Below are 25,394 nucleotides of genomic sequence, written 5' to 3'. Positions count from 1 at the left end.
TATCGACGATAATTCATGGGGTTGGAGAGGTTCTATGTCTATGTTTAATACCATTCGGGTGAGTTTGGCACTGGCGCTTTCTTTTGTATTGGTGGCGTGTTCGAGCTTGGGCGGCTCGGGCCAGGCACCAATGGTGGGTATAGATAAGTCAGAGCCTTATGAAATTGGCGTAGGGGATATGGTTTCCGTGCACGTTTGGCGAAATCCGGATCTCAGTCAGGCCATTGTCGTTCGCCCTGATGGTTATATATCCATCCCGTTGATTGGCGACATCAAAGCAGAAGGTAAAGAGCCGGAAGTACTTGCAGATGAAATTAAAGTCGGATTGGCGCAACTGATTCGAAATCCCGATGTGACGGTCATGGTGACAGACCCCGTCAGCAAAGAATTTCGCAACCGAGTGCGCGTCACCGGGCAGGTGATGGCGCCGCAGTCGATTGCATTTCGCCCCGGCATGACGGTGCTGGATCTGGTGTTGCAAGCCGGGGGGCTTACGGATTTTGCGGCCGACAGTCGTGCGGTTCTTCACCGTGAAACCACCACCGGTTATCAATCTTTCAGAATCGATCTTGATGCTATTCTTGATGAAGGGAACATGCAGTCGAATTACATGTTGCAACCCGGCGATATCATCAGCATCCCTCGTAAACAGCTCTTTAGAGGCGAGCTCTAATGGATCTACAGTTCATTCTTGAGACCCTGCGAGCGGTCAGATTAGAGCTGTATCGCTATAGGGTATCCGCTTCAATAACCTTCATGCTGGTCACGGCGGGGGTATTGGTATTTGGGTACGTCACGCCCAAAACCTATACCTCCGAGGCGCTTTTATACGCGGATCAGTCCAACATCCTGGAGCCATTGCTTCGCGGGCAAGCAGAAGTAACCCAGCCTGAGCGTATCAATGAAGCGAGGGAGTTGTTGCAAAGCCGTTCGTTTCTCGAACAGGTCGGGCTTGAGAGTGGTCTTGTGAATGGTGGCGAGGCCGAGTCGACACGGAACGTCATCGTCGCTGGCTTAAGGCAGAATTTAAACCTCAAGGTGTCAAACCGGAACTTTCTGCAGCTGAGTTACAGCAGTGGCGACCCGGATCAGTCGTTTAAGGTGCTGAGCGCGGCATTGAGCCGCTTCATTGAGCGAACGGTCCGGAAAAAACGATCAGAAAGCCAGGGTGCGTATGAGTTCATCGACTCTCAGGTAAAGGCTTATCAACGACAGCTGGAAGAAGCTGAACAACGCTTAAAGCAGTTTAAGTCGGGCAATCAGGACGGTACAGAGGGCAGTGTGCAGGCACGTATTGAGGGCCTGAGGTCGGCCATCGAAAATCTTAAACTGGAAATTCAACAAACAGAGTCAGAAGTCCGGCTTACCCAGCGTCAGCTGGCAGTAGAGGAACCGGTCAGACGAGTGACATTGAATCCAGGGCAGTCATCGGCTGAACGCCGGCTCGCCGCACTGCGCCAGGAGCTTGATTCACTGCGTTTGCGATATCACGACAGGCACCCGGATGTTATAGGCATTAAAGGGCAGATCGCAGACCTTGAGGATCAGGTGAGTGGTGAGGGGCAGGTGGCCAGAGAAGGCGAAGTCACCGAAGTCATGGAAAATCCGATTTATGAGAGCTTAAAACTTCAATTGGGTGACAGCCGTACTCAACTGGAAGTGAAACGAAATCGTCTTGTCTCACTTGAGCGTTTGCTGGAAGAAGCATTTGAACGTGCTGAACGGGTTGCAGCGAATCAAGCCGAATTGTCTGAGTTAACCCGAGACTACACGGTGACGCGCGGTGTCTATGAAGACATGTTGCAGCGTCGGGAAAAAGCCAGGCTATCCATGACGCTGGACGTTCAGGGAGAGGGTGTCAGCTATCGCATTCAGGAGCCTGCCTCTTATCCGACACGTTGGGATGGGCTTCAGCTCTATCAAGTCGGTTTGGCCGGACCGTTTCTAGGCAGCGCAACGGTGCTCGGTTTGCTGACCATGCTGGTGTTGTTTGACCAGCGAATACGATCCGCCCGGGCGCTACAGCAGATGTTGCCCGAGACAATTTTGGTTCTAACATCGATTCCCCGTTATAGCAGCACCTGGAAAGACCGATTGTTGCGTCGCGACGTTATCTCCCTGTTGCTGCTCCTGGCATTTTTCATGGTTGGGTATTTGGGTATTTTAGTCTTCAGTATCATGGGTATTGAGCTGGAGCAAATCGTGGCGAAGCTCACGGAACTCTTTGGAAGTCGGGATTAGCGGATGGACGAAAGTAAACTCTACAATGCGCTGCTCAAGAGCCAGGAAGAACGACGCCAACAGGCGTTGAAGGAAGGCGAGGCCAGTCCGGACAATAATTTTCGCACGGAGCGGCCTTACGCAGGCTCCACGAGCGCCCGGTCAGAGTGGGCGGGAATTATCAGCGGTCACGCTGAATTGCCTCCGACACTTTATGACGCATCGGTTTCACTGGCACAAATAGAGAATCCACGTCCGTGGTCTCGTGAACAGTTGCGCGAGCGCAAGATTCTCTACCCGGGAATGCCCAACAAGGCAATCATGGATGCTTATCGTGAAATCCGGATCAAACTCCGCGACCAGGCCAGTGATAAACGTTTCACGGTCATGCTATCCAGTCTTGGCGGTAACATGGCGTCGACGTTAACCGCCTACAACCTTGCTGCCTCGTTTGCTTTGGATGCACAAACGTCTGCATTGCTTATCGACTGCGATCCCTACGACAAAGAACTGCCAAATCTGGTTTCCACGCCAATGGATTATGGTGTAACCGACTTTGTGTCAGACCCGAGCCTGAGCGTTAAACAAATTCTTTATCCCAGCGGTGTTGATCGCCTGAGCATTATACCAGCAGGTACCCAAGCATCGTCCGCAGTTGAGTTGTTCTCTGCTACTCGAATGAAAGACCTTATGACCGAGTTGCGTGGGCGCTACCCTGATCGTTGCATTGTTATCAATGCGCCGCCGTTCAGAGACAGCACCGAGGCACGGATTCTGGTTCGCTACGCTGATCAGGTTGTGTTTGGGGTTCCTTTCGGACAGGTGAATGGTGAAGAAATCATGGATTGTGTGGACGCTCTGGGCTTGGATAAATTTTCTGGTTTGATCTTTCAGGAATAAAACCAATGACTATGGACAGGTTGGTCACGTTGTTTAACCGGAAATTTCTGTGCACAGCGCTCGTATGCACGGTCTGCCCACTTCAGGCGCAGTCATTGAGCGACAGGGTCACGGGTTATTACGCGGAGACATCTGTTTTTTCTGAGGCAACACACACTCGAACGGATACCGCTAACGGCAAAGAGTCAGAAGACGAAGTCAGCATTGGGGTGGCAGGCGCGTTGGGAGCGGAACTTCAAAGTGGCTCCAATTTTTTGTCGGCGTTCTACAGTGGAACAGTTGAAACGAGTCAGGACGAAAATAATGAAAGTGATGATTCCAGTTCCTTCAACGGGGTATCCAATTATTTTTATCGTAACCCGGCCAGCAGGCTCGACTTCAATGCCGGCCACACGGTTCGTTCGGTAAGGAACAACACCGGATTTGTGATAGATCCAACCAAATATGACACCCAGAATGCGGTGAGTGCCGGCGCCGGTTTGCAGTTTTATCCGGGTGACGTTTCAACGCTACGCTTGTCGTCACAGGCGGCACGAACCTTTGAAGGAGGGGACCGGGAGGACAGCGAGTCATTGACCACCGCGGCTGAACTGACTCGCCGCCTCAGCAACCAGTCGTCAGGCAGTTTGATAGGTCGGAGAACCTGGTCAGATGAGCAAAACGACGAAATCACATTGGATACCGTGCAGTTGGGTTACCTACGGGAGCTTGAATCAGGTTTGTTCGCGGTGGCGGCCGGTGGAAGCCGTGCAGAAGCCGATTATGCAGACGGTAGTTCAAATGAAAGTGATGCCGCGACGGGCTACCTGGCGCGGACCTGGGCATCAGTAGAAACATTCACGGAATTCCGTTACGACCGTGAGTTGACCAGCACCGCACTGGATCTGGCCGTTGATTTTCCTGAGGTAGATGACTTCGCACAAGAGTCTGTTCGGATTAATGAGCTGAGTATCGAAGATACCCTTGAGTTGCGGCACATAACCACCCAGATCTGCGACGTTTGCGATGCGGGGGCACTGATCTCCGGCACCATCCGTGAATCCCAACGAACCCTTCAGACCACTCATGAATACCGAGGCATTCTCGATTTTGGGATTCGGTTAACGTCGCTGCTGAGGCTGGGGTTTGGTTACAGCTGGACCGCAGAGGCTAGCGAAGAGGCGGATGTGCTATTGGATCAGGTGCATCGTTTTGACATCAGCGTAAGGCGCTTACTGGACGAGCGAACCTTTGTAACGGTTCAGGGCCGATACTCGCTGACCGAGAGTCGACGAGATATACCCGATGAAGATCAGTTCGCCGTTCGCTTGTCGCTGACCCGTGGCTTTGGCATCACGAATCGATGAGCGAGTCGTCTGTTACCCCGTGTCCACTGCAGGGATGAAGTATGTTTGAAAGTCCCAGGGAAATCCGGTTGCCCGCTGACACTGCTCCGCAGTTGATGGTGGTCATCGATACGGAAGAAGAATTCGACTGGAATGCGGAGCCGGACCCGGACGCCAATGCAGTCACCGCCATGGACTACATTGGCAGGGTTCAGTCGATTTTCAACGACTATGGCATCCGCCCGTGCTATGTCGTCGATTATTCAATAGCGGCCCAGGCTTCTTGCGTTACACCACTGAAGCAATTTCTGGACGCGGGGCAATGTGAGATCGGAGCTCACCTTCACCCATGGGTGAACCCGCCGGTTGACGAGCCCATGTCACGCTCGAATATGTATCCGGGCAACCTTGATAGAGCACTCGAATTTGAAAAACTCAAAACACTGCGAGATACCATAACAGAAGCCTTTGGCCAGGCTCCAAACACATACAAGGCTGGACGTTACGGTTTTGGCCAGAACACCGCAGGAATACTGAGCGAATTGGGGTTCGACATTGACTTGTCCGTATGCCCTCCACTGGATGCGAGGGCTGACGGGGGGCCAGATTACCGTCGCTTCGACGCCCATCCATTCTGGTTCAACGAAAGCCATAAGCCTTTGCTGGAACTGCCTGTGACGGGTGGGTTTGTGGGCTGGGCGCCTCGTACGCTGGCGTTGCCCCTGTTTGAGCTGGCGATGTTGTTTCGTCGGTTCAAGGCACCAGGTGTGCTGTCACGATTACGTGCTGTTGATCGGCTAATGCTGTCACCCGAAGGCTTTACTCCGTTTGAACATATTAAACTGACGAAATTTTTGTATCAGCAAGGCGTTCGCACCTTTACCTGGAGTTTTCACAGCCCAAGTGTGGTGCCAGGGCATACAAGTTACGTTCAAAGTGAAAAAGAATTGCAAGAGTTCCTTGACTCTTTCAGGCACTACTTTGATTTCTTTTTCAATACCTTGGGTGGACAGGCATCGACCCCGACCCAGCTAAAAACGCTTATGGAGAAGTGCTCATGAAAGTGCTTGGTATATCCCCGATGGATAAGGATTCCACGGTGTCTGTGGTGGAGGATGGCAATGTGTTGTTTGCTGCCGGAGAGGAACGATTTTCCCGGGCCAAGCAGCAAGATGGATTTCCAAAATTGGCGTTGGAGACGGCGCTTGGCTACACCGGCTTTGCTTTGAACGACTTTGATCAGATCTGCTATCCCTTCCTGACCTGGGAAAACGAAGCCAAGCTCTTTAATAAAAATCTAGTCGATGAAAAACAATTTATTCGCGAATTCGAATCGTCCGATTTGAGCCGACAAGTCAAGGATGCTTTGGCACGAGTACCTGACAGGAATACCCCGATTCATGGTCTGGAACACCCCAATGCCATCATGGAAAAAGGCTTTTTACACAGCTCTTACTACTCCATGGCGGGTGCCCAAAGACTGGCGTCCAATAACGCGGCTTTAAAAGGCTCCAGACATTGGGCAGAAGACGCGACGCTGTCTTTCCAGAAATGGGAAAAAGAGTTGAAAGATGGTCTGGATAATTTGGGTTGGCAGAAACCTGTCAAACGCATGGAGCACCACTTGACTCACGCCGCCAACAGCTATTTGTGCAGTGGCTATGACCGGGCGCTGTGTATCACTCTTGACGGCTATGGGTCGGGTCTCGCCGGCTCAATCAGTGAAGCTCGAGACGGCAAAATCCAGCGCCTCCATGGCATTTCGTTTCCGAGTTCGCTGGGCACCCTGTATGAACATGTCACATCGAGTCTGGGTTTCAAACCGAGTCGTCATGAGGGCAAGATCGTTGGTCTGGCGTCTTATGGTGACCCTTCTGTCCTGGGTGAGATCCTGCTGAGTCGCATACAGCAGACACCAGGCGACTTTAAAGTCTACGAAGCAAACAATGTCTTTTTCTCACGTTACCTCGCCTCCAAATTTCCGAAAATTGATGTCGCCGCAGCCTACCAATACGTTTTGGAAGTGGTCGCGTGTAATTGCGTTCGTTATTGGGTAGAGAAAACCGGCATAGACACCCTGGTGCTCTCTGGTGGGGTCACGGCAAATGTAAAACTTAACCAACGTATTTTTGAGATTGAAGGTGTTAATCACATCTTTGTCTACCCAAACATGGGTGATGGCGGCTGTGGCACAGGTGCTGCTCTCTACCAGAGCTGGCCAGGCGGGGTTAAGCCGTCAATCACGAATGCTTACCTGGGGCCGGAATACAGCGAAGCGGAGATTGAAAGGGCCCTAACCACAGAGGGTCTGGAATTTTCGAAGCCGAGCAATCTGGCGGCTGAAGTGGCGGGGCTTATTCACAGTGGGCAAGTGGTTGCTCGATTTGATGGCCGAATGGAGTATGGCCCCAGAGCACTGGGTAATCGCTCGATTCTTTACCATGCCCGTGAGCCTGAAGTGAATCAGTGGCTGAATAAACGACTGGGGCGAACGGAATTTATGCCTTTCGCGCCGGTGACACTCTACGAAGCCAGAGAAAAATGCTACCACAACATTAAGGGTGCTGAGCACACGGCGGAATTCATGACCATCACATTTGACTGCACAGAGTTTATGCGTGACAGCTGTCCTGCGGCAGTTCATGTCGATGGCACTGCCCGGCCCCAGTTGGTGAGGCGGGAGGTGAATTCCGGGTATTACGATATTCTTAAGGAATACGAAAAGCTCAGCGGCATTCCAAGCCTGATCAATACCAGTTTTAACATGCACGAAGAACCGATCGTCGCCACACCGGAGGATGCGATCAGAGCCTTCGTGCAAGGCGCGTTGGATTACCTGGCCATCGGGCCTTTCCTGGTAAAACAGACGAGCACCGTTACCTGAATATGGCAACGGACGGAGTAGGGTGCGGATGACTGCCGCAAAGCTGGTCGCAACGCAGCAGGCGATCTCCAACATCGTGACGCTGAGAGACGAGTGGGAAGACCTTGAAAGCCGGTCATCCACCTCCGTTTTTCTGTCCTGGCAATGGCTTGGCCAGTGGCTTGCAGTTTATAAACCAGAGGCCCATGTCATCAGGGTGACTGAGGGCCATCGTTTGGTAGGGCTTGGGCTTGTTGTCGCCACGGATGAATGCAGGCATGGGGTGCTTCGTTCCCGTTGTCTGAGGCTTCATCAAACGGGCACCAAGGCGTTAGATCAGATATGGATCGAATACAATGGCTTTCTTGCGGAAGCTGGCCGCGAACAGGAAGTTGCCAGTGTCTGTCTGGCGTATCTGGGGGATGAACGCCAGGATTGGGATGAGTTCATCGTTGGGGCCATTGACTCGAAGGAAGGCGATTTTTATGCACGTTCAATGGGGTTGTACAAACACATCCGGTGGGAGGCGCCTTGTTACGGTGTCGACCTTGAGCAATTGCGTCGCTCCGGAAAACACTACCTGGATACGCTGTCGCGTAACACCCGTTACCAGATCAATCGTTCACACCGGATGTATGCGCAACGAAACGCGGTTGAACTGTATCGCCCAGATACGGTGGAAGAAGCACTTGAAATGTTTGAGAGCATTGGGCCCCGACACCTTGAACGCTGGGGCGGGGGAACTGACCAAAGCGGTTATGCCAACCCGGAATTTGTTCGCTTTCATCGGTCATTGATTCGGTCTGAGTGGGTAAAAGGTGGCATCGATCTGGTTTCAGTGAAAGCGGGGAATGAGACAATTGCCTGCTTTTACAACCTGCTGCACAAACAGGTTGTGTACTTCTATTTGGGTGGCATGTTGACGGAGTCGGATAACAAGTTAAAGCCCGGCCTGGTGGGGCACAGTTTGTGTATTGAGGATTATCGTCACCACGGATTCAAATACTACGATTTCATGGGTGGGGAAGAACAGTACAAGGTGAGCCTGGGCACGTTTCATAGGCAATTGGTCCAGGTCTCGCTGCAAAGACCTAGACTCAAACTGAAACTGGAACAGATGATCCGGGAAACCAGGCAGCAATGGCTGAAAGATGCAGGGACAGAGAATGGTCGCTAATCGGTTACAAGGCAGGGTAACAGAGGCGGAGGGAGAGTATACCGCTTCACTCACAGTGCAAATGGTAGCGCCAGACCAAGCGGTAGCCAAGGGTTGGGATGAATTTGTCAGCCAGCACCCCCAGGGCACCCCTTATCATCGGTTGGCATGGCTTGAATCGGTGGAGCAAGCCTATGGACATACCTGCAAGTTGCTGATGGTTTTTACCAAGGGCCTTGTGCTGGCGGGGGTATTTCCGCTGTGTCTGGTTAAGACGCCCTGGAGAAAAGTGGAGATCACATCGTTACCATTTTGCGATCTCGGCGGACCGCTGGCACTTGATCCGCCAACCCAGGAGGCTTTGCTCAAAGCGGCCTGTGAGCGAATGGAGGAATGGGGTGTCAGCAACTGCGAGATGAGGATGATGGGGGAACCACTGGACGACTCTTACACGAACGAGGACCACTGCTTTGCACCGAAAGTCAGTATGCTTTGTGAGTTGCCAGGCAGCAGCGAATTGCTGATAAAGAGTTACAAACCCAAACTTCGTAGCCAGATACGTAAGGCTCAGAAGAATGGTCTGACAGCGGAAGTGTCGGTTTCATCATCATTGGTTGATGCCTTTTACGAAGTGTTTGCCAAGAATATGAAGCGTCTCGGATCACCGGTGCACAGTTTGGCCTGGTTCCGTGCGTTAAAAGCCCGCTATGGCGATTGCATGCTTATTGGTCTGGTCTGGAATAAGCAGCAGATAGTTGGGGCCGGAGTTGTGCTGTTGAATGGCCGCAGGGCGGCGATTCCGTGGGCATCCACGTTGTTGGAATACAACCACCTGGCACCCAACATGCTGCTCTACTGGTCGTTGCTTGCGCATGTGACGGACAACGAGTGCAGATGGTTCGATTTTGGTCGCTCCACGTTTGGTGAGGGTACCTATCGGTTTAAAAAGCAGTGGGGTGCACGACCTTACCGATTAAACTGGGTTCAGCTTCAGCGAGATGGCAAGGTTGGGGCAATAAGCAGTGTAGCCGAGCCGTCGGTTGTATCGCGCAAGCTGCGTCACTGGATCGAAACTGGCTGGCAATGTCTGCCGCTGTTTATTGCCAACTGGCTTGGGCCACGGATTCGGAAGTACATAACATTATGATGGCTGCCGTTTTGATAGTGACCCTGCTCTGTTTGCTGGTACCTGTTTATGTGTACGCGGGCTATCCGTTGTTACTTTGGTTAACGAGCAGAATGCGTCGACCGATCAATCACAAGCGTGAGGAAATTACTCCGAGCGTTACGTTGATTATTTCGTGCTACAACGAGGCGGTTGTCATTGCTGAAAAGCTGGAGAATGCACTCAACCTTGATTACCCCAAGGACAAACTGCGTATTTTGTTGGTATCCGATGGGTCCGACGATGGCACAGACGATATTGTCAGGGGTTTTTTGAGTGAGCAGGTCGATTTGATCCGACAGGAAGGCCGGCTGGGAAAAACAATGGGGCTGAATCTGGCGATGGAAAAAGTCGCGAGTGAGATTGTTGTTTTTAGCGATGCCAATGCCCTTTACGATACGGATGCCATTCGTAAACTGGTGCGGAATTTTGCCGATCGAAGGGTCGGGTATGTCGTTGGTGCAGCGCTCTATACCGATGCTCACGAAGGTGCCAGCGCAAAAAGTGAAAACCTGTACTGGCGATATGAACTGGCCATCAAAACCATGGAGTCACGTCTGCATTCTGTGGTCGGCGGTGACGGAGCTATCTACGGTATCCGATCAGAACTCTGGGAGCCGTTGCAGCAAAAAGATATCAACGATTTTGTTAACCCACTTCAGATAATCAGCAAAGGCTACCGAGGAATCTTTGAGCCTGAAGCGCGGTGCTATGAGGAAACTGCTGGGGACTTCGGGCGTGAGATTGCCCGCAAAGAACGCATTGTAAATCGCAGTATACGTGGTTTGATGCGCGTAAAGACGGCCATGAATCCTGCAAAGGTAGGAATATTTGCATGGGAGGTTATCTCCCATAAGTTGTTGCGGTGGCTAATTCCTGCGTTTCTGGTGGTTGGGATTTCAGGCAGTGCCGTACTGGCGCTAGCGCATGTCCGAGTATTCCAGGCACTGACACTGGGCGGTTTGTTGATCCTGAGCCTTGCGCTGGTCGGACACTGTAAAGGCGATAAAAATCAGTTGGCAGTGTGGGTATCGGTTCCCTATTACTTTGTCATGGTCAACCTCTATGCGTTGCGCGGTATTGTTCGGGCGCTTAAAGGTGAAACTCAAGTTGTCTGGAGCAGTGCCCGCACTGAACGGGAGCGACGTTAATGTCCAAGTTCGCGCTTTTGTTCCTGATGGTATTTTTTGGGGGCATTACCGCCACGCTTTTCTACAGTGGTTCGTCTGCTTTTATCCTTTATCAGCTCGTCTATTTTTTTAATCCAGATCAACGATGGTGGTCAGCTTTTATACCCGGCATAAGCTACTCGCTTATTTCCGCCTTGCTGATGCTCGTGGTCTTCGGACTGGGTTACCGAAAATACACTGAAACTAGCCCCTGGAAAACCCAGCCGGTATTCAAATGGTTAATTGCGTTGGTCGCTGTTTATTTTCTGGCATATACCTGGGCGCTCAACCCAAGAGCTCATGACCAGTTCACCATTTACTACGTGAAGCTGATCGTCATTGTCATGGTGGCCTATAAACTGCTGCACTCGGAAAAGACACTGGATGCAGCGATCTGGGCCTACATCGCCGGTGCGACCTATATTGGCTATCTCGCCACGATTACAGGCCGTAACGTCGGTAGCCGCGTTGAGGGAATCGGTATGGCTGATTCACCGGATGCCAATGGTGTTGCTGCAGCGTTGGTGCCGGCTGGAGCGTTACTCATGTATTACGCGTGGATGGGTCGCTGGAAGACAAAACTGATATGCGTGGCCTGTGGGGCGTTGATTGCGAACGGGCTGGTATTGATAAACAGCCGCGGCGCATTCCTGGGGGTGGTGGCCGGCTCTGGCCTGTACCTACTTTTCATGATGTTTTCGAAGTATCGAAAGAAAGGCCAGCGTGCAATGGCCATTATGATTGCCGTTGCCGGTTTAAGTGGCGCTCTTTATGTTACGGACGACTTGTTTTGGGAGCGCATGCAAACGCTACAAAATCCAGAATCAAAGGAAAGTGGCTCTGGCCGGATAGTATTCTGGCTGACAACGTTCGACATGCTCGAGGACCATCCCATGGGGATGGGTATACAGGGATACAACCAACTGGCGTCGCTCTATATGGATGATGAGACCCGCGGCGGTGTCGAGAATCGCAGTGTCCACTCCTTATGGTTTCAAGGCCTGTCAGAGGTCGGTCCGCTTGGTTTTGGCATTTTTATTGCGGCCCTGTTTTCGCTACGTCGGGTTTCTCAAAAGGCCAAGCGGTGGGTTGTTCAAGAAGGCCACAATAGCCAGTACTTCAAATTGCTGGCGTTAGAGTGCGGTCTTGTCAGTTATTTGGTGGCCGGAACCTTTATCAATCAGTTTCGAGCTGAGATTCTTTATTGGATGATCTTGTTGATGGCGTCGGGCGTGAATGTGTATTACCTCCAAAAACAGGAATCCATTGCAAAATCGATCGTTCCTAACCGCAACGGTATTAAATCGCCAGTCAGGAAGGCAAAGCCAATATGAAGCCGATACGCGTTTTACAGTTCATCACTCCTGCAGGGTTCTATGGGGCAGAGCGCTGGGTCATCGCATTAGCCAATAACGCTCAACATGACCGTATGATATGTGAGCTGGCGGTGACGAAGGAGAGTGAAACCCAGGATCTTTCGGTCGCTGAGCAATACCCAGTGGATGCCGGCAAAGTTCATTACCTGCCCATGCGAGGTCGGTTTGACCTGCGTGTGGTGTCGCAATTGGTAGAGATCATCCGTGAGCGGGAAATCGATGTCATTCATAGCCACGGTTATAAGTCGGACATTCTCGGCTGGCTGGCGGCTCGGCGAGCGGGAATTCCCTGTGTCAGCACACCTCACGGGTTTTCTGGTGCAGTTGGTTTCAAATTGGGTATGTTCATCCGCGCTGGCACCTATATGCTGCGCCACTTTGACGCGGTGGCGCCGCTGTCAGAGGAACTTGTCGAAGACATGAGGCGATTTAATGTTCCCACTAAAAAGACCCGTTTTATCAGGAATGGTGTGGATCTCTTCGATATTGATAAAGAGCTTGCATCTTTGCCTAAAGCGAGTATCAGCGATGACGGTGGCAACACACGGACAATAGGCTTTATTGGTCAGCTAATTCCTCGCAAGGGCTTGGTTGATTTGCTGAAGGCTTTTGATTTGCTGCACCGGGACGATCCCGGATTGCGACTTGAATTATTGGGTGAAGGACGTCAGCGTAAAGAACTTGAGCATATTGCAAACGATCTCCAGAGTGGCCAGGCGATTCGGTTTTTAGGATTTTGTAATGACCGAATTGAGCGTCTGGCTGGGTTCGACCTTTTTGTAATGACGTCATCGCTGGAAGGTATTCCGCGCTGTTTGATGGAGGCCATGGCGGTCGGTGTGCCCGTAGTTGCCTACGATATTCCCGGCGTGGACCAATTGATTGATAATGGCAATACCGGAATGCTGGCACCACATGGCGATATTCAGACGCTGGTATCACAATGTCAGAAGGTTCTCGACAATACTGCTCTTTCTAATCAGTTGACGGCGGCCGGACGTCAAAAAATTGAGGCTCAGTATTCGGCATCGCGAATGGCGATTGAATACGAACAGCTATTCCATCGAATCCTGAATCGTGACCTCGCGGCCGGTTCAGAAAGCCAAAGGATTGGTTAATCATGTGTGGATTGGCGGGTTTTCTTAGAACCCTGGCAACGCCTGGCAGGGATGTTCACAGACAGTGGCTGGAAAGCATGGGGCAAGCCATTGTTCACCGTGGTCCCGATGCCAGCGGGCACTTCATAGACGACCATATCGGGCTCGCCCACCGACGACTCAGTATTCTTGATCTGAGTGACTCAGGCACCCAGCCAATGAAATCGGCAACAGGTCGATTCTTTATAGTTTTCAACGGTGAGATCTATAATTACCGAATACTGAAGCAGGCACTGGAAGAAGACGGTTACGCCTTTAAGACGGGCACGGATACCGAGGTTCTGCTCGCTCTGTTTGAGCAGAAAGGGTTCCGTTGCCTGGATGACCTCAATGGCATGTTCGCAATAGCCATCTGGGATACTGAAACCAAACAGGTGTTTCTGGCGCGAGATCGATTGGGTAAAAAACCCCTTTATTACTACGACGGAGGTGGGTGTTTTGCATTCGCCTCGGAAATCAAATCGCTCCTTGAGCTCCCGTTCATTCCACGCAAGCTACGCCCCGACGCGATCAAGGATTTTTTTGCCTATCAATATGTTCCCGACCCCAAAACCATATTCGAGAATGTCCACAAGTTGCCGCCGGGCTATTGGCTGACAACCAATGGTACGCAGAGTGAACTCAAACAATATTGGGATGTGTCGTTCTCAAAGGTGAACGGTCACACCTTGCCGGAAATCAGGGATGGCTTATACGATCTGATTGACGACGCCGTGTCATTGCGGATGGTCAGTGACGTCCCGTTGGGCGCATTCTTAAGTGGCGGGGTAGATTCCAGTGCGATAGTGGGTTTGATGGCAAATCAATCCAAACGGCCTGTCACAACCTGCTCCATTGGTTTTGATTCCAGGCGATTCGACGAAGTGCAGTACGCGAGTCAGGTGGCCAAACAGTTTCAGACGGATCACCATGAATTTACCGTCAGGGAAAACGTTGCCAGCCACCTGACCGACATTGCGCGATTTTTTGACGAGCCCTTTGCCGATCCATCGTTTGTGCCAACGTATTTTGTGTCCCAGTTAGCCCGGCGGCAAGTGACGGTGGCGCTGGCTGGTGATGGTGGTGACGAAAATTTCGCCGGGTACAGTAAATATCGCACTGATTACATTGAAAATCGTCTCAGGAATCTGATACCAAAAGCTTTGCGGATCGGAGTATTACCCTGGGCTGCGCAATTGGCTGGAACGATAAATTTGCCTGTCGCCCGAAAGGCTCAGTCATTGCTCGGAACCCTGGCACTAGAGCCAGACGAAGCTTTTTTTATAACCAACAGTTTCTTCCGGCGTTCAGTGTGGGACGAATTGGTTACCGGTGAGTTCAGCCGCGACACTGCGGATTATGACCCGGCCGATATCACCAGGCAGCATTATCGCAAAGCCGACACTGACGACCATCTTTCCAAAATCCTCTATACCGATATCAAAACCTATCTGCCGGGTGACATTCTGGTCAAAGTCGACCGAATGAGCATGGCCCACTCGCTTGAGACACGAGCTCCGCTGCTTGACTACCGGGTTGTTGAATATGCCGCGGGTATACCATCGGCTTTGAAAATGAACGGCAAGGAGAAAAAGTTTATCCTTAAAGATACCTTTTCAAGGCTATTACCCGATGACATTCTGTATCGGAAAAAAATGGGGTTTTCAGTGCCTCTGGCAGAGTGGTTGCGCACGGAAATCCGGCCTGCAGTTGAGACCGCGTTTCACAACGAGAATGCAGGGTTGGCTCAGATCTTCAATATCAATGCCGTGCGCAAACTCTGGCAGCGTCATTTAGCCGGAGACAATCAATACACCCAGGAGATCTGGAGTATGTTGGCTTTTGAGCTTTGGTGGCAGGCCTATAGTGGTGAACCACAAAGGGCAAGGCAATGAGCACCCATACTGAAAAAATTGAACACCAATACCGGTGGTTGTCAATATCGATGGCGGTGAGCCTGATATTGGGTGTTTGTCTTTTTGTGGTGAATTTATATGGCCTTAGTCAGCCAATACGCAAACCTGGCCTTGGTGTGACTGACCTGGAGCAGTTGCGATTTGTCCCAAAGGAAGTCTGGAGTTATTCCGAAAGTATGCATGCGATTGATGCTTTGGCGAAGATCGATTCGAAAAAGGAGCTTGCGGAATCGGCAACCCAAGTGATCAATCGCAGTTTGGTGCATATCGATTGGGAGCGGGTTAATGCATCGGACTATCGACAGCTGGTTCCGTTTTGGGAAAATTACTTTCTGTGGGCGGTTGGTCAGTTTTCGGGGCTTTCTCAGTTCCAGCGGTATCACTTTGCAGACTATCGCCGCAGTATCCGTCGAGGTGTTGGTATATGCGGTGATGCATCCATCGCGCTTTCGTCGGTGATGGACCGGTACAATGTACCGAATCGGATTGTTTCCTTCGACGGTCATGTCATTGTCGAATATGAGCGAGACAATGGTGCACGGTTTTTGGTTGACCCTGATTTCGGTGTCTCGCTGGGCACGTCTCTGCAGAACCTCAAGGCCAATACGGGCCAAGTCAAAGCGCGCTACCTGGCGTCTGGTTATACCGAACGTGAGGTTGACTATCTGTTTGAGGCCTACAACTCCAGCTTTACGCTGTTTGAGGATACCTATCACTTCATGACACTGCGATATCTGTTTGAGTACGTCAGCTACGTAATGAAATGGCTGTTACCGCTGGTGCTGGTGCTTGTGCCAGTTATTTGGGCACTTAGGTCAGGTCGACGCAAGAATTTCTGAAACAAGGAATTGGAGCACCATGGATCAGGCACAAAAACAGATCAAAATATTACACATCACCTTCAATATGGGAATTGGCGGTACCGAGCAGGTCATTCGGCAATTGGTACATCAGATACCCGAAACCGAAGCATTAAGCTGTGTAGTCTGTATTGACGGATCCGTTGGCGCGCTTGGGCAACTGATGCAAAAAGACGGTATTGAAGTGTCAGCCCTTAAGCGGTCCCCGGGGTTCGATCGGAAACTGGTCCGCTCCATTCGCGAAATGATCCGGGACGGTGGTTTTGATATTGTGCATTGTCATCAATATTCACCCTTCATCTATGGACGTTTGGCGGCATTTGGGACCAATGCCAAAACTGTATTTACGGAACATGGCCGGTTTCACCCAGATCGTTATCGCATAAAAGCGTCGGTGATCAATTGGGTTCTGGCCATGGCGACACCGTCAATCGTTGCCATTTCAAAGGCAACGAGAACGGCTCTAGCACGCTATGAGTTCATGCCGGCCTGGCGAATTCAGGTGATTTACAACGGTATTGGGTCACTGGTGAGTGATCCGGAGACGGAAGCAAAAACGCGAAAACATCTGGGTATCCCTGTCAACGCCTACCTTGTGGGCACTGTTTCCCGGCTCGATAGTGTCAAAAATCAGAAGATGATGCTTCGGGCATTCGCGCGATTTCTCAAGTATTGCCCCAACTCGTACCTGTTAATGGTCGGCGATGGCCCCGAACGCGAAGAGCTAGAGCGCCAAGCTCAGTCTACTGGCTGTTCTGAGAGAGTGCTGTTCACTGGTTTCATCGACCAACCATCCGGTTACCTTGCCATAATGGATACGTTTCTGTTGTCGTCTTATACCGAGGGCACCTCAATGACGTTGCTTGAAGCCATGAGTCTCGGAATTCCAGCGGTTGCCACCACCGTCGGCGGTAACCCGGAAATCGTCATTCATGGTGAAACCGGCTTACTCGTACAAAGCGATGACGATGCTGAATTTGCCGAGGCGATGGCCCGAATTTACAAGGATGCTGAGTTGCGGGAGACGTTGGCCCGCAACAGTCGTGTCCGATTCAGCGAGCGTTTTAGCGCGACGGTTATGGCTGGGCACTATTTGAAAATTTACAGACAAATCCTGGGCGGTTGGGACTGACTATGTCAAAGGTACGCCAGGCCATCCTGTTTTCTTCGGCGACTCGTTACAGCGCCGTGCTGATTGGGCTACTGTCCACAATGATCGTAGCCCGATTGTTGACGCCAGATGAGATCGGTACGTTTGCGATTGCCAGTGCCATCGTGATGGTCATGAGTGAGTTTCGGCTATTGGGAGCGGGAATGTATCTGGTCCGTGAGAAGGAACTTTCTCACGAAAAAATTCGGTCAGCAACAGGACTGACGGTCCTCATCTCGTGGGGGATGGGGCTGGGCATCTGGGCTGTTGCACCAGCGGTCTCCGAGCTCTACGGACTTGAACCTATTGTTGTGATCTTCAGAATTTTGTCGATCAGCTTCTTTCTCGCCCCGCTTATTAGCATACCCACCGCGCTACTCACGCGGGAGTTTTTATTTCGCGATCTGTTTGTTGTTCGAATTTTTACTGCATTGACCAATTTAGTGTCGACCATCAGCCTGATCTTGCTGGGGTATAGTTTTTATTCGCTGGCGTGGGGCTATACATTAGCCGTGATAGTAGAATTCTTTCTCATCTACTTCTTCCGACCCAAAGGGATGCCCTGGGCACCCTCATTCAGAAATCTTCGTCCAATCGCACGGTTTGGTATTTACAATTCACTGGCCGGTTTTTTCCGCCGCGGTGTTGTTACAGCACCGGACATGATTATCGGCAAAATGGGCACCACCGCTCAGGTTGGCATGTTTTCCCGGGGCCTCGGTTTTATCGAGTTTGTGTCACAAACCCTGATGATGGGCGTGAAGCCGGTTGTCCTGCCTTATCTCGCCGATGTCCAGCGTTCAGGCAAGGATGTCAATGATGCGTACATTGGCGCCAGTGTGCTGCTCGGGGGCTTGATCTGGCCGATTCTGGCCGTTGCCAGTGTTGTCAGCCTGCCGGCTATTCGCCTGTTTTTCGGCGACCAATGGGATGACGCCGCGCCCTATGCCACGCTAATCGCATTTTGGGCCATGTTCCGTTCAGTGCATTGGTTTTCAAGTGATCTACTCGTTGCTAGAGGCGAGGAAAAGCTGATGGTGTTGAAAGAGGGCACGATGTTTGCGCTTTATTTTGCGGGCATCATTCTGGCTTTTCCTTATGGATTGCTTCAGGTTGCTCGCACATTCACGATTGTCGGCTTTATAGATTTGGCGGCGACAACCTGGTTACTGACCCACTATTTAGGATTGCAGCCTTTATTGATGTTGAGAGCCTGGTTCAGCAATGGCGTTATTACATTTTTGTGTTGGGGTTCTGCCTGGTTGATTTACGTCTATGGGCCCAGTGCCTTGACAGGCGTCTCAAACGGTTTTTGGGCGGTTGTTGTTATCCTGCCAATTATTTGGTTGGCCACCATTTTTGCGGTACGCCACCCGCTAAGATCGGAGGTCGACCACTTTGTAAAATGGTGTGGCAAACGATTCTCGGGAGTCGGGAGTTAGATCGGGGATCTCTTTCGGTTGGATTTTTATTGCCAAACGGTACATCGATGAGATGGCAATACGGCGTAGCGGAGACGATACTTTAAAGGCTTCAATCAATGCTTACCTATCGTTCCGGAGTCTACTATGACAAAAGGAAAGTTAGCCTTCTTTTTTATGTCTGGTATTTTGCTGTCTGGTTGCCAATCCTGGTCTGTCCGTGATATCGATACACTCCCACCGCCTGCTGCATTGCCTGACGAAAGCGAGCAAGGCATTGTTGATGTTCGTTACTTTGATGATATTGAAGGCACCAATGTCAGTGACATGACAGGGCTTGCGCGGTATCCAGACAACCCTGATGTGGTCGAGCAACTAACCCGGCTTGAAAGGGCTGGCAATCGCGGCGATAACTACGGAAGCCTTGTCAGAGGGTACCTTCAAGCACCTGCTGATGGCAGTTATCGCTTTTTTGTTTCGGGCGATGATGAAACCCGGTTTCTATTGAGTACGGATCAATCCGCCGGGAATGCAAAAGTAATTGCGTCAGTGCCGTCCTACAGCGGCAGCGGTGAATACGGAAAGTTCAGTTCTCAGACGTCTGGCCTTATAAATTTGCAGGCAGGAAAGCGCTATTTCTTTGAAATTATCAACAAAGAAGGCATTGGTGGAGACCACTTCAGTGTTGCCTGGGAAGGTCCAGGTTTTGGCCAATCGGTTGTTGACGGGCAATACCTATATTCAGTGGCGAAATCGAGCGAGATTTACCCTGAGGATGAACTGGCGGTTGAGGGATATGTTCGGGGTTACAGAGTAGGTTTCTTTGACGGGGCGCAGGATCTCAAGTTCAGCTCAGTATATCCGCCACTGGATGAGGACCGGGATGGGCTGTACGACAACTGGGAAGTACAGGCAGGACTTGACCCTGCCGATGAAAATGATGCGCGGTCGGATACAGACAGTGATTTACTGACGGCAACCGATGAATATTTTCTGGGTACGGATACAACCCAGGCCGACACGGATGCCGATGGAATCCCTGATGGCGTCGAGTTTGCCTTTAAACTGGATCCTCTGGATGCTTCCGATGCGTCCCTGGACCAAGACGGCGATGGCTTCAGTAATCTGGAGGAATACCAGGCCAGTTCAGATCTTACGGATCCAAATGATCAACCCGAAGTCGCACCCGAGCCAGAACCTGAACTGTTGGCTGAGAGGGTGCCCGGGCTTATTGCACAGTATTTTAGTGGGCGGAACTTTGAGCGGTACGTCAGTTCTCGCCAGGAAACCGACGTCACATCGGACTGGGGCGGCAGTTCGCCCGTGAATGGCGTTCCCGACGACAGCTTCAGTGTTCGCTGGTTTGCTAAATTACTACCTCCACATAATAGCGGCGAGCGCGATTTTGAGTTCCGGGTCCTACGAGACGATGGTGTTCGGATCTACCTGGATGGCACTCTGGTGCTTGATGCTTGGGCCGGTCCGACCTCCCGGACCTATTCTGAAACAGTAAGGTTGGCTGCAGATACGGAATACAACCTGACCGTGGAGTATAACGAAGGTTATGGTGCTGCACGCGTATCATTGACCCTCGTCGATCGAACTTCGGGGTCAACGGTCAGCCCTGAATCGGTTTATTTCACCGTTCCAATAGATACAACAATCTCGGCGGACACTGACGACGACGGGATTCCCGATGTATGGGAAATGCGGAATGGTACAAATGCGTGGGAGTCTGATGCGTCAACGGTTTATAACCAACAGGGTGTCACCAGCTTGGATGCGTACCAGTCGGACTTGAATCCCTGGACTCTGGAGCCGGTGACGACGGCTGACACGGGAAGTATCAGTGATGGTGGCACAACTGAGCCGGCGCCAGAACCCGAACCAACACCGACCGTTAACTCGGCGACAATTACATGGACGGCACCCGGTAAGCGCACGGATGGCAGCTCAATCTCTCTGAGTGAAATTACCGCTTATGTAATTCGTTATGGTCAAAGCGCTGACCCAAGTAAACTGAGTCAGGCAGTGACCGTGCCAGGAGATGTCACTTCCTACACCTTTGAGGGGCTTGGCTCAGGCACCTGGTATTTTTACATTATTACCAGGGACACTGCTGACCAAGAAAGTGCGCCGTCGGTGGTGGTCAATACGGTCGTGGAGTAATTAAAGATTAGATCGAGTAGCGTACGAGTTTGTCCGCAAGAATGCCCGAGATACTCCGGATGTTGAACTCATCACGACTCTCGTAACCGCTAAATGTTCGATTGGCTTTGGCGTCCGCTTCACCGACAAGGATGTCGGTGAGAGCGGCAACCTCATCAAACCCTACAAGAATGCCTAGTTGCTTATCGGTCACTAGCTGACCAAGGGCACCGTCTCGGGACGTGATGTTAATAATTGGACGGTTAATGCCCAGGTAATCGTAAAGTTTTGACGGTATTTGACTTTGAGTCGCGGGTTGAACGTTGACAACGGCGTCAGCGGCGGCGAGCGCGGAGAGGCACTCCTGATAGGGGCGGGGAGCGTCTATTATGAGTGACCTGTCGTGAATTAAATCGGCATAGCGTTCATGGATATCGTAGTTTAACTGCACATCGCCAATTTGCCGGAAAACGACACGTTTTCCAGAACCGGACAGCCGTTGATTGGCGGCTTTAATGGCTTCAAGAAGAACTTCCGGATCCCTTACACCGTACAAAAATCCCGCGTGGCACAGCAGTAGGGTGTTTTCATCGTTCAACCTCGGTTCTGGTTTCAGATTGTCGAAATCGGCAGGGTCAAAGCCATTCGGCATAATAAAAAACTTGTCGCTTTTCAGTTGGGGGTAGCGCGTTAAAAATTCCTCCATCAGAGGAGGGGTGTTCAGCGACACTGCGCTGGCGTGTTGCACTACCTTTCGCTCAAGACTGGCGCCCCAGCGATCCAACAGGGCGCCTTTGGATTGATGAAACGGGTTGTTCATCCAGGGGTCCCTGAAATCCGCGATGAACGGTTTGCCCGTCAGTTTGCTAATAAGGTAGCCGGTAATCAATCCCGACCATGGCGACCCCGTTGCAAAAATGATATCCATGTTGTGCTTGCGCACAATCCTGCGACCGGCTAAGACGGCCGGAATAATCCATGGCCCAGCCTGATCCGGGAAGTAGCAGAGGTTATAGATGAAATCCTTTAACCGTTGAAAACCGGATTTTACCGACCCATGTTCCGATTGAGTATGTTTGAAGACGGGTTTACTTGTGCCCGAGTTTTTGGCGCCATTGCTACCTTGCTGAAAAAAATTGCGAAGCTTTTGACGGACAAAGAGCAGGAGCTTGAATATATCCCAGCTCGCAACCCGGTGGACATGTTCGCCATTGATCGGTATCGATAGGTGATTAAGGGCATTGTCGCGTTCGGGTATCGAGTGAGCTGAGGTCATTACATGACACTCGCCATTTGAAAGATTCCTCACAAACTTAACGGTACGCATGCTTCCAGGCACGCCCGTGCTTTCGGTTGGAGGGTAAAAATAGGCAATGAACAGCACCTTTTTACCCTGCAGATCTACCTTGGTGTTCGTCATTGTCTGTCCTTTGGCAATCTCATATTCAGCCGGTCAGGCCAACGGTGTCGATGAGGTACTGAAATGCGGCTATGCGCTCGCGAAACTCCTCAAACGGGCGGTGTTTGACCAGAACGCATATCACATCGGCTTTTTCGATCGCTTCCTCGACGGACACTTTCTGAATATTATCGGCGACGAGCGAATCGGGTAATTTTCGGACATTAGGCTCAACGACTAATACCTGACACCCAAGTTCGGCAATCGATTGGGTAATCTTAAGAGCAGGGCTTTCCCGAAGGTCATCAATATTTGGTTTGAAAGCAACACCCAGACAAGCAACGCGTAAATCACGTCTGGTTTTCGAGGGGTCGCCGGCATGCAAGTTATCGACAGCTTGCCTGACTTTGCCCACCACCCACTCGGGTTTGAAGTCGTTCACTTCGCGGGCTAACCGAATCAGTCTGGATTGATCTGGAGCACTGTCTACGATGAACCAGGGATCAACGGCAATGCAATGCCCGCCAACGCCAGGGCCCGGCGATAGTATGTTGACCCGGGGATGGCGGTTTGCCAGGCCGATCATTTCCCATACGTTGATTTCAAGGTGGTCACAGATCAATGACAATTCATTGGCGAAGGCAATGTTGACATCGCGGAAGCTGTTTTCAGTGAGCTTCGCCATTTCCGCGGTTCGAGCCGTGGTGACGATGCAGTCGCCCTGGACAACGAGTTTGTAAAGCGTCAGTGCGGCCTCGGCACATCGAGGCGTCATGCCTCCGACGACTCGATCGTTTTCAACTAATTCTCGGATGACGTGCCCGGGGAGAACCCGTTCCGGGCAATGCGCAACACGAATATCTGAATTTTCGCCATGGTTGTGGGGAAAGGTCAGGTCCGGCCGTTCCTCTGCCAGCCAAGAGCATACGCGCTCTGACGTTCCTACGGGTGACGTAGATTCCAATACCACAAGATTGCCGGCGTGCAATACCTTCGCGATGGAGCGCGTGGCAGTTTCAACATACGACAGGTCCGGAATTTTATTTCCCTTAAAGGGCGTGGGCACTGCAATCAAAAAAGCGTCCGCGGCTTCCGGTCGGGTGGCGGCTTTAAGATAACCCTCAGTCACGGCCGCTCTCACGACAATATCAAGCGAGGGTTCAACAATGTGGATATTGCCCTGGTTTATCGTGTTTACGGCCGACTGATTCACATCGACGCCCAGCACTGACATTCGACGCGAAGCGAAAATTGCAGCCGTTGGCAGTCCGACGTATCCCAGGCCCATGACGACAATTGATGGTGCATCCATAGCTTGTATCCTTAATCCTACTTGGTTCAGGCATTTCCATTAAGGTCCGAAGCTGCCAGAGACTCCAGAATTCGCTCACAAGCCTTGCCATCGCCATAGGGATTATGGGCAAGGCTCATCCGTTGATAGGCCGACTCATCATTCAGTAATTCATTGACCGAGCTCGTAATTGCCGCAACATCGGTTCCAACGAGGCGAACCGTGCCTGCATTGACGGCTTCCGGTCTCTCGGTGGTATCCCTCATCACCAGAACAGGCTTTCCAAGGGAGGGTGCCTCTTCCTGGATGCCGCCGGAATCCGTCAATATCAAATGTGATCGCTTCATTAAATAGACGAACGGCAGATAATCCTGGGGTTCGATCAAATGAATATTCTTCAGGCCGTTCAGCCGTCGCCGAACGGGTTCCTGAACATTGGGGTTTAGGTGGACGGGGTAGAGTATTTCGCAATCAGGATGAGTGCAGGCAATACGCGATAGCGATTCACAAATACGCTCAAATCCACCACCAAAACTTTCCCTGCGGTGGCCGGTCACCAAGATAAGGCGCTTTTCAGAATCAAGGAAAGCGAATTGCCGGGCCAGATCGGCGTTAAGACTGGCATCACGGTCAATTCGGTTCGCTATTGTCAACAAGGCATCGATCACCGTATTCCCAGTTACAGTAATCTTGTTATCCGGTATACCCTCAGATAACAGGTTGTCCCGGGACGAACGGGTCGGCGAAAAATGCAGGGCGGCCAGTGCGCCGGTAAGCTTCCTGTTCCCTTCTTCCGGCCACGGAGAATATAGGTTGCCAGTTCTTAATCCCGCCTCCACATGGCCGACAGGAACCTGTTGGTAGTATGAGGCGAGGCTTGTGGCGAATGTTGTGGATGTATCGCCATGAACCAGCACAATACCCGGACGGAAATCACGGATGACCTCCTCAACACCGGTGAGAATGCGGCCGGTAAGCTCAGATAGAGTTTGACCCGCTTTCATGACGTTCAGGTCGTATTCCGGTTTGAGACCAAACAAGCCAAGTACCTGGTCAAGCATTTCCCGGTGTTGTGCCGTGACGCAAACTCTGGCCTCAAATCGTGGATCACTTGCAAGCCTCAGTGCCAGGGGGGCCATTTTGATGGCTTCTGGGCGTGTTCCGAAGATGGTAAGCACTCTCATATGACTGCCTTCCGTGGAGAGCCAGTTCCAGTAATGTCTGTTACAAAACTTTACCAGAAAGGGGCTAATAACTGTACAAGATATAGAAGGTTTTTTGGGGAAAATTAGGTCTATCGCACGCTGTGTCGGTGTTCTTATTAGATGCTAGACTGAAACGATAGGTTACAAAAACACTGTTGTTTTTACAGAAGTTTGCTTGAAAAGCGTGATGCTGTCACACCTGTAATGCCCGTGATGTCTTATTCTCAAGTATCTGAACTTCATCAAGTGAAGGGTGGTTGTTATGAAATTTCTCAAGGGTCACATTGGTAAATACCTAATGGCCATATCGATTGTTTTAGCGTCGACAGGGAGTCAGGCGGAGGTTCTGTTTCAGGATAACTTTGATAATCAGCCAGATTGGACGCCAGTCCTGAATGGCAGCAGTGATGGCACCCAACGTGCTGCGACTCACGACATACCTGATGGTTGGTATTCAATTCGTCATGATCCAACCTGGGCTCCTTCAACCGGCCATCCAGACAGGCATGAAACAATTGAGATCCTTGGTTCGAATGCCGATAAAGCACGTGGGGGAAAAGGCAAGTCAATGGTCAGTTATCGGGATTCACATGACCCCGGATGGAAGCGGTGGAATTCCGAATCAATGATGTTGAAGTATTTACCGCAAGGATACGATCAGTTGTATGTTGAATTTTGGATTCGATTTGATAAC

At 51.3% G+C, this 25,394-nt stretch carries 20 protein-coding genes; 17 read left to right on the top strand and 3 right to left on the bottom strand.

The annotated features are described in order from the left end of the window. Positions 1-34: 34 nt before the first annotated feature. From GRX64_RS14530 to GRX64_RS14455, 16 genes are all read left to right on the top strand, one after another. Positions 35-673: an XrtA/PEP-CTERM system exopolysaccharide export protein gene (locus tag GRX64_RS14530; protein WP_166268472.1), complete on the top strand. Its 639-nt coding sequence runs from the start codon at positions 35-37 to the stop codon at positions 671-673. Continuing rightward, complete coding sequence (locus GRX64_RS14525) at positions 673-2,241, top strand: XrtA system polysaccharide chain length determinant (RefSeq protein WP_166268471.1); 1,569 nt, start codon at positions 673-675, stop codon at positions 2,239-2,241. Before GRX64_RS14530 ends, GRX64_RS14525 begins: the two co-directional genes overlap by 1 nt. Positions 2,242-2,244: 3 nt before the next feature. After that, a complete protein-coding gene (locus tag GRX64_RS14520; RefSeq protein ID WP_166268470.1) occupies positions 2,245-3,120 on the top strand; it encodes a P-loop NTPase family protein in 876 nt (291 codons plus the stop codon). A 5-nt stretch (positions 3,121-3,125) separates the two neighbouring features. Then, positions 3,126-4,466 (top strand): putative porin, encoded by a 1,341-nt coding sequence (locus GRX64_RS14515; RefSeq protein WP_166268469.1) that lies wholly within the window; start codon positions 3,126-3,128, stop codon positions 4,464-4,466. 41 nt (positions 4,467-4,507) lie between these two features. Continuing rightward, positions 4,508-5,506: a polysaccharide deacetylase family protein gene (locus GRX64_RS14510; RefSeq protein ID WP_166268468.1), complete on the top strand. Its 999-nt coding sequence runs from the start codon at positions 4,508-4,510 to the stop codon at positions 5,504-5,506. Then, positions 5,503-7,329, top strand: a complete 1,827-nt coding sequence (locus GRX64_RS14505; protein ID WP_166268467.1) for a carbamoyltransferase family protein — start codon at positions 5,503-5,505, stop codon at positions 7,327-7,329. Before GRX64_RS14510 ends, GRX64_RS14505 begins: the two co-directional genes overlap by 4 nt. Before the next feature lie 28 nt (positions 7,330-7,357). Continuing rightward, positions 7,358-8,485 carry a GNAT family N-acetyltransferase gene (locus GRX64_RS14500; RefSeq protein WP_166268466.1) on the top strand — a complete coding sequence of 376 codons (1,128 nt, stop codon included), beginning with the start codon at positions 7,358-7,360 and terminating at the stop codon, positions 8,483-8,485. Then, positions 8,475-9,611, top strand: coding sequence for a GNAT family N-acetyltransferase (locus GRX64_RS14495; RefSeq protein ID WP_235937699.1), 1,137 nt, complete (start codon positions 8,475-8,477; stop codon positions 9,609-9,611). Before GRX64_RS14500 ends, GRX64_RS14495 begins: the two co-directional genes overlap by 11 nt. A gap of 92 nt (positions 9,612-9,703) precedes the next feature. Beyond that, positions 9,704-10,780 (top strand): glycosyltransferase family 2 protein, encoded by a 1,077-nt coding sequence (locus GRX64_RS14490; RefSeq protein ID WP_235937698.1) that lies wholly within the window; start codon positions 9,704-9,706, stop codon positions 10,778-10,780. After that, positions 10,780-12,132: an O-antigen ligase family protein gene (locus GRX64_RS14485; protein WP_166268465.1), complete on the top strand. Its 1,353-nt coding sequence runs from the start codon at positions 10,780-10,782 to the stop codon at positions 12,130-12,132. Before GRX64_RS14490 ends, GRX64_RS14485 begins: the two co-directional genes overlap by 1 nt. Next, on the top strand, positions 12,129-13,292 hold the full coding sequence (locus GRX64_RS14480; protein WP_166268464.1) for a glycosyltransferase family 4 protein: 1,164 nt from the start codon (positions 12,129-12,131) through the stop codon (positions 13,290-13,292). The genes GRX64_RS14485 and GRX64_RS14480 overlap by 4 nt, the downstream gene beginning before the upstream one ends. A gap of 2 nt (positions 13,293-13,294) precedes the next feature. Further along, a complete protein-coding gene (asnB, locus tag GRX64_RS14475) occupies positions 13,295-15,205 on the top strand; it encodes an asparagine synthase (glutamine-hydrolyzing) (RefSeq protein ID WP_166268463.1) in 1,911 nt (636 codons plus the stop codon). Then, positions 15,202-16,065, top strand: coding sequence for a hypothetical protein (locus GRX64_RS14470; protein ID WP_166268462.1), 864 nt, complete (start codon positions 15,202-15,204; stop codon positions 16,063-16,065). Before asnB ends, GRX64_RS14470 begins: the two co-directional genes overlap by 4 nt. Before the next feature lie 19 nt (positions 16,066-16,084). Further along, the gene (locus tag GRX64_RS14465; protein WP_166268461.1) at positions 16,085-17,218 is read left to right on the top strand and encodes a glycosyltransferase; all 1,134 of its coding nucleotides are present in this window, start codon (positions 16,085-16,087) and stop codon (positions 17,216-17,218) included. 2 nt (positions 17,219-17,220) lie between these two features. Then, positions 17,221-18,678: an oligosaccharide flippase family protein gene (locus GRX64_RS14460; protein WP_166268460.1), complete on the top strand. Its 1,458-nt coding sequence runs from the start codon at positions 17,221-17,223 to the stop codon at positions 18,676-18,678. Positions 18,679-18,804: 126 nt separating this feature from the next. Then, positions 18,805-20,826, top strand: coding sequence for a PA14 domain-containing protein (locus GRX64_RS14455; protein WP_166268459.1), 2,022 nt, complete (start codon positions 18,805-18,807; stop codon positions 20,824-20,826). A gap of 7 nt (positions 20,827-20,833) precedes the next feature. Here GRX64_RS14455 and GRX64_RS14450 read toward each other — a convergent pair whose 3' ends face one another. From GRX64_RS14450 to wecB, 3 genes are all read right to left on the bottom strand, one after another. Next, entirely contained in the window at positions 20,834-22,189 is a 1,356-nt protein-coding gene (locus GRX64_RS14450; RefSeq protein ID WP_166268458.1) for a glycosyltransferase, read from the bottom strand. A gap of 61 nt (positions 22,190-22,250) precedes the next feature. Continuing rightward, positions 22,251-23,516: a UDP-N-acetyl-D-mannosamine dehydrogenase gene (wecC, locus tag GRX64_RS14445; protein ID WP_166268457.1), complete on the bottom strand. Its 1,266-nt coding sequence runs from the start codon at positions 23,514-23,516 to the stop codon at positions 22,251-22,253. Between the two features lie 26 nt (positions 23,517-23,542). Continuing rightward, positions 23,543-24,679: a non-hydrolyzing UDP-N-acetylglucosamine 2-epimerase gene (gene wecB / locus GRX64_RS14440; protein WP_166268456.1), complete on the bottom strand. Its 1,137-nt coding sequence runs from the start codon at positions 24,677-24,679 to the stop codon at positions 23,543-23,545. A 283-nt stretch (positions 24,680-24,962) separates the two neighbouring features. On the opposite strand from wecB, the gene GRX64_RS14435 reads away from it, so the two are divergent. Then, the coding region (locus tag GRX64_RS14435; RefSeq protein WP_207308815.1) for a hypothetical protein at positions 24,963-25,394 on the top strand (432 nt) is incomplete at its 3' end.

Source organism: Marinobacter caseinilyticus, assembly GCF_011074955.1.
Lineage (GTDB): Bacteria > Pseudomonadota > Gammaproteobacteria > Pseudomonadales > Oleiphilaceae > Marinobacter > Marinobacter caseinilyticus.
The sequence above is the reverse complement of the archived record's forward strand: the minus strand, read 5'-3'. Positions and strand labels throughout refer to the sequence as shown.

Excerpts from the sequence above, each read along its gene's own strand:
- GRX64_RS14530 (WP_166268472.1), top strand. The coding sequence starts at position 35 with ATGTCTATGTTTAATACCATTCGGGTGAGTTTGGCACTGGCGCTTTCT.
- GRX64_RS14525 (WP_166268471.1), top strand. The coding sequence starts at position 673 with ATGGATCTACAGTTCATTCTTGAGACCCTGCGAGCGGTCAGATTAGAG.
- GRX64_RS14520 (WP_166268470.1), top strand. The coding sequence starts at position 2,245 with ATGGACGAAAGTAAACTCTACAATGCGCTGCTCAAGAGCCAGGAAGAA.
- GRX64_RS14515 (WP_166268469.1), top strand. The coding sequence starts at position 3,126 with ATGACTATGGACAGGTTGGTCACGTTGTTTAACCGGAAATTTCTGTGC.
- GRX64_RS14510 (WP_166268468.1), top strand. The coding sequence starts at position 4,508 with ATGTTTGAAAGTCCCAGGGAAATCCGGTTGCCCGCTGACACTGCTCCG.
- GRX64_RS14505 (WP_166268467.1), top strand. The coding sequence starts at position 5,503 with ATGAAAGTGCTTGGTATATCCCCGATGGATAAGGATTCCACGGTGTCT.
- GRX64_RS14500 (WP_166268466.1), top strand. The coding sequence starts at position 7,358 with ATGACTGCCGCAAAGCTGGTCGCAACGCAGCAGGCGATCTCCAACATC.
- GRX64_RS14495 (WP_235937699.1), top strand. The coding sequence starts at position 8,475 with ATGGTCGCTAATCGGTTACAAGGCAGGGTAACAGAGGCGGAGGGAGAG.
- GRX64_RS14490 (WP_235937698.1), top strand. The coding sequence starts at position 9,704 with ATGCGTCGACCGATCAATCACAAGCGTGAGGAAATTACTCCGAGCGTT.
- GRX64_RS14485 (WP_166268465.1), top strand. The coding sequence starts at position 10,780 with ATGTCCAAGTTCGCGCTTTTGTTCCTGATGGTATTTTTTGGGGGCATT.
- GRX64_RS14480 (WP_166268464.1), top strand. The coding sequence starts at position 12,129 with ATGAAGCCGATACGCGTTTTACAGTTCATCACTCCTGCAGGGTTCTAT.
- asnB (WP_166268463.1), top strand. The coding sequence starts at position 13,295 with ATGTGTGGATTGGCGGGTTTTCTTAGAACCCTGGCAACGCCTGGCAGG.
- GRX64_RS14470 (WP_166268462.1), top strand. The coding sequence starts at position 15,202 with ATGAGCACCCATACTGAAAAAATTGAACACCAATACCGGTGGTTGTCA.
- GRX64_RS14465 (WP_166268461.1), top strand. The coding sequence starts at position 16,085 with ATGGATCAGGCACAAAAACAGATCAAAATATTACACATCACCTTCAAT.
- GRX64_RS14460 (WP_166268460.1), top strand. The coding sequence starts at position 17,221 with ATGTCAAAGGTACGCCAGGCCATCCTGTTTTCTTCGGCGACTCGTTAC.
- GRX64_RS14455 (WP_166268459.1), top strand. The coding sequence starts at position 18,805 with ATGACAAAAGGAAAGTTAGCCTTCTTTTTTATGTCTGGTATTTTGCTG.
- wecC (WP_166268457.1), bottom strand. The coding sequence starts at position 23,516 with ATGGATGCACCATCAATTGTCGTCATGGGCCTGGGATACGTCGGACTG.
- wecB (WP_166268456.1), bottom strand. The coding sequence starts at position 24,679 with ATGAGAGTGCTTACCATCTTCGGAACACGCCCAGAAGCCATCAAAATG.